The following is a 7,374-nucleotide window of genomic DNA, read 5'->3' on the forward strand; positions in this document are numbered from 1 at the left end:
CCGGCAGGCGCGGGCGGGGGAGCGGACCGCGCGGGTCAGCCCAGGATGAGGTCGGGGTCTGGGTCGGGTTCCGGCTGCGGGGCGGGGATCCGGTACTCCTCGGTGAGCGTGGTCATCGGGCCGGGCCAGGTGGCGTGGGCGACCTCGATGGGCTTGCGCTGGGCGTCGTAGGCGACGTGCAGCAGGTGCAGCACCGGGGTGTCCGGGCGGATCTGGAGGATCTCCGCCTCCTCCCGGCTGGGCTGGCGGGCGCTGATCGTGTCGGTCGCCGTGACGTACCGGCGGCCGGTGGCCTCCTCGGCCTCCTGGTAGAGCGGGCGGCCGAACGCCTCGGCGCGCTCCAGGGAGGTGCCGGCGGTGTCGGCGGGCAGGAACCAGGAGGCGCCGACCTCGACGGGTGAGTCGTCGGTGCGGACCAGGTGCCGCCGGCAGAGCAGTTCGATGCCGTCGGCCACCCCGAACGCGTCGGCCACCTCGGGCGGGGCGGCGGCGCGGCCCACCGAGACGAGCTGCTGCCGGTACCGGGCGGCCAGGTCGGTGTGGTAGCCGCGGAAGCCGCCGTACCGGCCCCGGGAGAGCCGGTTGAGCCGGCGCCGGGTGCCCCGGACGTACGTACCGGAGCCGGGCTTCGTGATCAGGATGCCCTCGACCCGCAGCTGGTCGACGGCGCGCTGCACGGTCTGCTTCGCGACGCCGAACATCTCGGCGATGGCCGGGATGGACGGCAGCCGTTCGCCCGGACCCCAGTCGCCGCGGCGGACCTGGGCCTTGAGCTGCGCGGCGATCTGCCGGTGCGGGAACTCGGCCGCGCCGGGATTGATCTGCATGCCCGCCTCCTCATGACAGCTAGGTTCCTAGGATGCCCTAGACGGTGTGACCTCGCCACCCCGGACACGCGAGAACCGGGCCCCGCTCGGGACCCGGTTCTCGTCGGAAGAGGGCTACCAGGAGCCGGCGGTGGGGCCGGCGGAGCCGCCCCGGCGGCGCAGGTACTTCTCGAACTCCTGGGCGATCTCGTCCCCGGTCAGCGGGGTGATGCCGGCGTCGCCGACCCGCTCCTCCAGCTCACGGACGTACTCGCCCAGCTCGGCGTCCTGCTCGGCGGCGCTGCGCACGCGCTGCTCCCACTCGGCGGCCTCCTCGGCCAGGTCGGCCATCGGCACCGGCAGGTCGAGGACCTCCTCGACCCGGTGCAGCAGGGCCAGGGTGGCCTTGGGGCAGGGCGGGTTGTTGGCGTAGTGCGGCACGTGCACCCAGAACGACACGGCGTCCACCTCGGCCCGGGTGCAGGCGTCGTGCAGCACGCCGACGATGCCGGTCGGCCCGTCGTAGCGGGTCGGGGTGAGCTGGTAGCGCTTGGCGGCATCGGCGTCCGAGGCGCTGCCGCTGATCGGCAGCGGCCGGGTGTAGGGCACGTCGGCCAGCAGCGCGCCGAGCAGCACCACCCGCTCGACCTCCAGGCTGTGGCAGATCTCCAGCACCTGCTCGCAGAAGGTGCGCCACCGCATGCTCGGCTCGATGCCGCGGATCAGCACCACGTCGCGCTCGGTGCCCTCGGGGCTGGCGACCATGAAGCGGGTGGTCGGCCATTCGACCCGGCGCGTCTCCCCGTCGGCCATCGTGATGGTCGGGCGGCTCACCTGGAAGTCGTAGAAGTCCTCCGGGTCCAGCTCGGCCACCTGGCGGGCCTGCCAGACCTGCTCGAGGTGCTCCACGGCCGCGGTCGAGGCGTCGGCGGCGTCGTTCCACCCCTCGAAGGCCGCGATGGCGACCGGGGACCGCAGCACCGGCAGTCCGTCGAACTCGGTCACGCCGTCACCTCGAGCCGTCGTACGGTCGCGTCGCTGTTGTCCTTCACGTCCGCCAGCCTACGTGCCGCCGCCGGGCGCGGCCCGTCGGCCGCGCCGGTCGGCCGGCCCGACCAGTCGGGCGAACCGGATGAAAGGTACGCGGTGATCCCGCTGACAGTATGTGGGAAGCCCAGGTTGCGGTGACCCGTCCACGCCGGGTCGCACTAACCTGGCCCTGTGCGGACTTCGTTGCTCGATGCGCTCGCGGACCGGATCCTCATCGCCGACGGGGCGATGGGGACGATGCTGCAGGCGGCCGACCTGACCCTGGACGACTTCGACGGCCTCGAGGGCTGCAACGAGATCCTCAACGTCACCCGGCCGGACGTGGTCCGCGGCGTGCACGAGGCCTATCTGGCCGTGGGCGCGGACTGCGTGGAGACCAACACGTTCGGCGCCAACCTGCCCAACCTGGCCGAGTACGGCATCGCGGAGCGGATCCGCGAGCTGTCCGAGGCGGGCGCGCGGCTCGCCCGGGAGGCCGCCGACGCGCATTCGACGCCGGAGCAGCCGAGGTTCGTGCTCGGCTCGATGGGGCCCGGCACGAAGCTGCCCACCCTCGGGCACGCGGCGTACGCGACCCTGCGGGACGCGTACCAGGAGAACGCGGCCGGGCTGATCGCCGGTGGGGCGGACGCGCTGATCATCGAGACCTGCCAGGACCTGCTCCAGGTCAAGGCCGCGGTGGTGGGCGCGAAGCGGGCCCGGGCCGAGCTGGGGCGGGACGTCCCGATCATCTGCCAGGTGGCCGTCGAGACGACCGGCACCATGCTGCTGGGCAGCGAGATCGGCGCGGCGCTGACCGCGATCGAGCCGCTCGGCGTCGACCTGATCGGCCTCAACTGCTCGACCGGCCCGGCCGAGATGGGCGAGCACCTGCGCTACCTGTCCCAGCACTCCCGCATCCCGGTCTCGGTGATGCCGAACGCCGGCCTGCCGGTGCTGACCGCCGACGGGGCCTACTTCCCGCTGAGCCCGGTCGAGCTGGCCGACGCGCTGGAGCGGTTCGTCACCGACTACGGCGTGTCCCTGGTCGGCGGCTGCTGCGGCACCACCCCGGAGCACATCCGGGTGCTGGTCGAGCGGCTGCGCGGCCGGCGGCCGGTGGCCCGCGAGCCGCGCCCCGAGGCGGGCGTCTCGTCGATCTATCACCACGTGCCGTTCGCCCAGGACGCCAGCATCCTGATGGTGGGGGAGCGGAGCAACGCCAACGGCTCCAAGGCGTTCCGCGAGGCCATGCTGGCGGCCGACTGGCAGGCCTGCGTCGAGATCGCCCGCAGCCAGGCCCGGGACGGCTCGCACCTGCTGGACCTCTGCGTCGACTACGTCGGCCGGGACGGCACGCAGGACATGCGGGAGCTGGCCGGCCGGTTCGCCACCGCCTCCACCCTGCCGATCATGCTGGACTCGACGGAGCCGGCGGTGGTCGAGGCGGGGCTGGAGATGCTCGGCGGCCGCTGCGTGGTCAACTCGGTCAACTTCGAGGACGGCGACGGCCCGGAGTCCCGGTACGCCCGGGTCATGCCGGTGGTCCGGGAGCACGGCGCCGCCGTGGTGGCGCTGCTCATCGACGAGGAGGGCCAGGCCCGCACCCGGGACTGGAAGGTACGCGTCGCGTGCCGGCTCATCGACGACCTGACCGGCCGGTGGGGGCTGCGCCGGGAGGACATCCTCATCGACGCGCTGACCTTCCCGATCGCCACCGGGCAGGAGGAGACCCGGCGCGACGGCATCGAGACGATCGAGGCCATCCGGGAGATCGCCGCCCGCTACCCGGGGGTCAACTTCACCCTGGGCGTCTCGAACGTCTCCTTCGGCCTGAACCCGGCGGCCCGGCAGGTGCTCAACTCGGTGTTCCTGCACGAGTGCGCGCAGGCCGGCCTGACCTCGGCCATCGTGCACGCCAGCAAGATCCTGCCGATGTCGAAGATCCCCGAGGAGCAGCGCGAGATCGCGCTCGACCTGGTCTACGACCGGCGCCGCGAGGGCTACGACCCGGTGCAGCGGTTCATCGAGGTCTTCGAGGGCGTCGATGCCGCCTCGGCGCGGGCCACGCGGGCGGAGGAACTGGCCGCGCTGCCGCTGGACGAGCGGCTCAAGCGGCGGATCATCGACGGGGAGCGCAACGGCCTGGAGGCCGACCTGGACACGGCGATGGCCGAGGGGCGCACACCGCTGTCCATCATCAACGACCTGCTGCTGGACGGCATGAAGGTGGTCGGTGAGCTGTTCGGCTCCGGCCAGATGCAGCTGCCGTTCGTGCTCCAGTCCGCCGAGGTGATGAAGACCGCGGTGGCCTACCTGGAGCCGCACATGGAGAAGACCGACGACGACGGCAAGGGGCGAATCGTCCTTGCCACCGTCAAGGGCGACGTGCACGACATCGGCAAGAACCTGGTCGACATCATCCTGTCCAACAACGGCTACGACGTCGTCAACATCGGCATCAAGCAGCCGATCAACGCGATCCTCGACGCGGCCGAGGAGCACCGGGCCGACGCCATCGGCATGTCCGGCCTGCTGGTCAAGAGCACGGTCATCATGAAGGAGAACCTGGCCGAGATGGCTGCCCGCGGGGTCGCCGAGCGCTGGCCCGTGCTGCTCGGCGGCGCGGCGCTCACCCGGGCGTACGTGGAGGACGACCTGCGCTCGGTGTTCCCCGGTCAGGTGCACTACGCCCGGGACGCGTTCGAGGGGCTGTCCCTCATGGACCGGGTGATGACGGCGAAGCGGGGCGGCGCGCCGGTGGTCGACCCGGAACGGGAGGCCGCCCTGGCGGCGCGCCGCGAGCGGCGGGAGCGGCAGCGGGCCCTGGTCCGCGAGGCGCTGCCGGAGCTGAACGACGCGTCGGTGCGCTCCGACGTGGCCGCCGACGCCGACGTGCCCACCCCGCCGTTCTTCGGCACCCGGGTGGTCAAGGGTGTGCCGCTGGCCGACTACGCGGCGCTGCTCGACGAGCGGGCCACCTTCCTGGGCCAGTGGGGGCTGCGCGGGGCGCGGGGCGGCCAGGGCCCGTCGTACGAGGAGCTGGTGGACACCGAGGGGCGGCCCCGGCTGCGCTACTGGCTGGACCGGCTCATCGCCGACCAGGTCCTCGAAGCCGCCGTGGTCTACGGCTACTTCCCGGCCTACTCCGAGGGCAACGACCTGGTGGTGCTGGACGAGAACGGGCACGCCGAGCGGGCCCGGTTCTCGTTCCCCCGGCAGCGGCAGGAGCGCCGGCTCTGCCTGGCCGACTTCTTCCGCCCGAAGGGCGAGCAGCTGGACGTGGTGGCGTTGCAGCTGGTCACCGTCGGGCAGCCGATCAGCGAGTACACGGCGAAGATGTTCGCCGGCAACGAGTACCGCGACTACCTGGAGGTGCACGGCCTGTCGGTGCAGCTCACCGAGGCGCTGGCCGAGTACTGGCACCGGCGGATCCGCGCCGAGCTGGTCCTGCCGGGCGGGCGTACGGTCGCCGACGAGGACCCGGCGGACCTGGCCGGCCTGCTGCGCACCGACTACCGGGGCTGCCGGTACGCGTTCGGCTACCCGGCCTGCCCGGACCTGGAGGACCGGGCGAAGATCGTGGAGCTGCTCGGCGCCGAGCGGATCAACGTGCAGCTGTCGGAGGAGTTCCAGCTCGTCCCCGAGCAGGCCACCGACGCGATCGTCGTCCACCACCCCGAGGCCAACTACTTCAACGCCAAGTGATCGGCCGGGACAATGGGCCGGTGAAGATCACCCGACTCATCACCCTGGAGGACGCGCCGGCCCTGGCCGAGCTGCTCCTCGCCAACCGGGAGTTCCTCGCGCCGTGGGACCCGGTCCGGAGCGACGGCTACTTCACGGTGGACGGCCAGCACGCCGTCATCCACGCCGATCTTCAGCAGCACGCGCAGGGTTCGAAGCTGCCGCACGTCATCCTCGACGACGCCGGCCGCGTGATCGGCCGGATCACCCTCAACGGCATCGTGCGCGGCCCGTTCCAGTCGTGCGCCATGGGTTACTGGGTCAGTGCCGGCCACAACGGCCGGGGGTTCGCGACCAGGGCGGTGCGCGAGATCGTGCGGGTGGCCTTCGAGGAGTTGGGGCTGCACCGGGTGCAGGCAGAGACCCTGCTGCACAACGTGCGCTCGCAGGCGGTGCTGGAACGCAACGGGTTCGTGCGGTTCGGCATGGCGCCGGAGTACCTCAACATCGCCGGCCGGTGGCAGGACCACGCCATGTACCAGGTGGTGAAGCCGTCTGGGTGAGGGGCCAGCCGGGGCGCGCGAGCCGGGATCACTCGCGGGTGAGGCCGGGTGGTAGGGCGTCCTGGTCGGGGGTGACCCGGCGGGCGGTGGCCAGGGGATCGCGCTGGAGGGTGTCGATCAGCCGGTCCGGCCCGCCCACGCAGGTCCAGGTGTCGTCCCAGAGCGCGGAGACCAGCCAGGACCGGTCGGCCGGGAAGAACAGGTCGGGCAGTGACCCGTCGCCGCGCATGTGGCCGGACCGCCAGGTGAGGGCCTGCTCGGGTCCGGCCTCGACCAGCACGTACTGCCAGTCCCAGTAGAGCGACACCCTGGGGGCGCGGGGGAAGACGGTGTCGTGGGCGCCGGTGTCGAGGTAGCCCAGCCACCAGGGCTGCTCCGGGGTGTGCGCGACGAGGTGGCCGACGAGGGCGCGCTCGTAGACGTCGGCGGGGATGTCGTCGCGCCGCCAGGTGGTGGCGTAGGCGTCGAAGACCGGCGGAACGGCAGTGGTGATGGAAAGACCGGCCGTGGTGTGGCCGTTGATCCAGTCCACGTCGGCGGCGGTGCCGATCCGCCACTCCCGGCCGTCCCTCATCGCGCCCATGCTCCCATTAAAGCCGCCGACCTTGGACAGTTACCGTTCGCAGCGAACGGAAACTGTCCAAGATCCAGAACGACGAGCGTCAGTACGCGTAGGTGACCGAGACGGTGGAGGCGGGGCAGTTGTTCGCCCAACTGGTCAGGGCGCTCTTCTCCGCACTGTCCACGGTGAGCCGCCACCGCACCTTCACCGCCACCCATTCCCCGATGTAGCGGCAGCGCGCGGAGGCGTACGACGGCAGCCAGGTGGCCGGGTCCTGGTCGCCCTTGGCCTGGTTGACGTTGTCGGTGACCGCGGCCAGCGCCCGGGCGTCGCCCAGGTCGTTGGCGTACGCCTGGCGGCGGCTGGTGGTCCAGGTGCGGGCGCCGGAGTCCCAGGCCTCGGCGAGCGGGACCATGTGGTCGATGTCGAGGTCGCCGGTGAGCGTCCAGGAGGCGTTGTCGTAGTAGGAGTACCAGCGGCCGCCGGAGAGGGTGCAGGTGCCGCTGATCGTGGGCTTGGTGGTGGCCTCGGTGTACAGGACCTCGTTGCGGGTGTTGCAGCCGTCGCCGTCGGCGTCGATCCAGTGTGGGAAGAGGTCCCGGCTGTAGCCGGTGCGGACCTCGGTGGCCACGGGGAGGCCGGCGACGGCTGTGGTGAGCGGGGCGGAGTAGCCGGCGGCCGAGGTGGGCGGGGTGGGGCCGAGGGTGGCGGCCAGGATCGCGGCGAG

6 protein-coding genes are annotated in these 7,374 nt (G+C 72.2%); 2 read left to right on the plus strand and 4 right to left on the minus strand.

Annotation, left to right across the window (positions count from 1 at the left end; translation table 11 throughout):
• Positions 1 to 35 precede the first annotated feature (35 nt).
• Positions 36 to 827, minus strand: a complete 792-nt coding sequence (locus tag F8274_RS29225; RefSeq protein WP_151465578.1) for a GntR family transcriptional regulator — start codon at positions 825 to 827, stop codon at positions 36 to 38.
• Positions 828 to 941: 114 nt separating this feature from the next.
• Positions 942 to 1,811, minus strand: coding sequence for a PAC2 family protein (locus F8274_RS29230; protein ID WP_151465579.1), 870 nt, complete (start codon positions 1,809 to 1,811; stop codon positions 942 to 944).
• A 216-nt stretch (positions 1,812 to 2,027) separates the two neighbouring features.
• On the opposite strand from F8274_RS29230, the gene metH reads away from it, so the two are divergent.
• Both metH and F8274_RS29240 read left to right on the plus strand, forming a co-directional pair.
• Positions 2,028 to 5,543, plus strand: coding sequence for a methionine synthase (gene metH / locus F8274_RS29235; RefSeq protein ID WP_192580041.1), 3,516 nt, complete (start codon positions 2,028 to 2,030; stop codon positions 5,541 to 5,543).
• A 20-nt stretch (positions 5,544 to 5,563) separates the two neighbouring features.
• Positions 5,564 to 6,085, plus strand: a complete 522-nt coding sequence (locus F8274_RS29240) for a GNAT family N-acetyltransferase (protein ID WP_151465580.1) — start codon at positions 5,564 to 5,566, stop codon at positions 6,083 to 6,085.
• A 28-nt stretch (positions 6,086 to 6,113) separates the two neighbouring features.
• Here the strand turns inward: F8274_RS29240 and F8274_RS31480 are convergent, their stop codons facing one another.
• Together F8274_RS31480 and F8274_RS29250 are read right to left on the minus strand one after the other, a co-directional pair.
• Complete coding sequence (locus tag F8274_RS31480) at positions 6,114 to 6,668, minus strand: hypothetical protein (protein ID WP_192580042.1); 555 nt, start codon at positions 6,666 to 6,668, stop codon at positions 6,114 to 6,116.
• 79 nt (positions 6,669 to 6,747) lie between these two features.
• The coding region (locus F8274_RS29250) for an HNH endonuclease family protein (RefSeq protein ID WP_151465581.1) at positions 6,748 to 7,374 on the minus strand (627 nt) is incomplete at its 5' end.

It is taken from the genome of Micromonospora sp. AMSO31t (assembly GCF_008868175.1).
Taxonomy (GTDB): Bacteria; Actinomycetota; Actinomycetes; order Mycobacteriales; family Micromonosporaceae; genus Micromonospora.

What these genes read in the sequence shown, in the direction of transcription:
- F8274_RS29225 (WP_151465578.1), bottom strand. Translation starts at nt 827, where the DNA reads ATGCAGATCAATCCCGGCGCGGCCGAGTTCCCGCACCGGCAGATCGCC.
- F8274_RS31480 (WP_192580042.1), bottom strand. Translation starts at nt 6,668, where the DNA reads ATGGGCGCGATGAGGGACGGCCGGGAGTGGCGGATCGGCACCGCCGCC.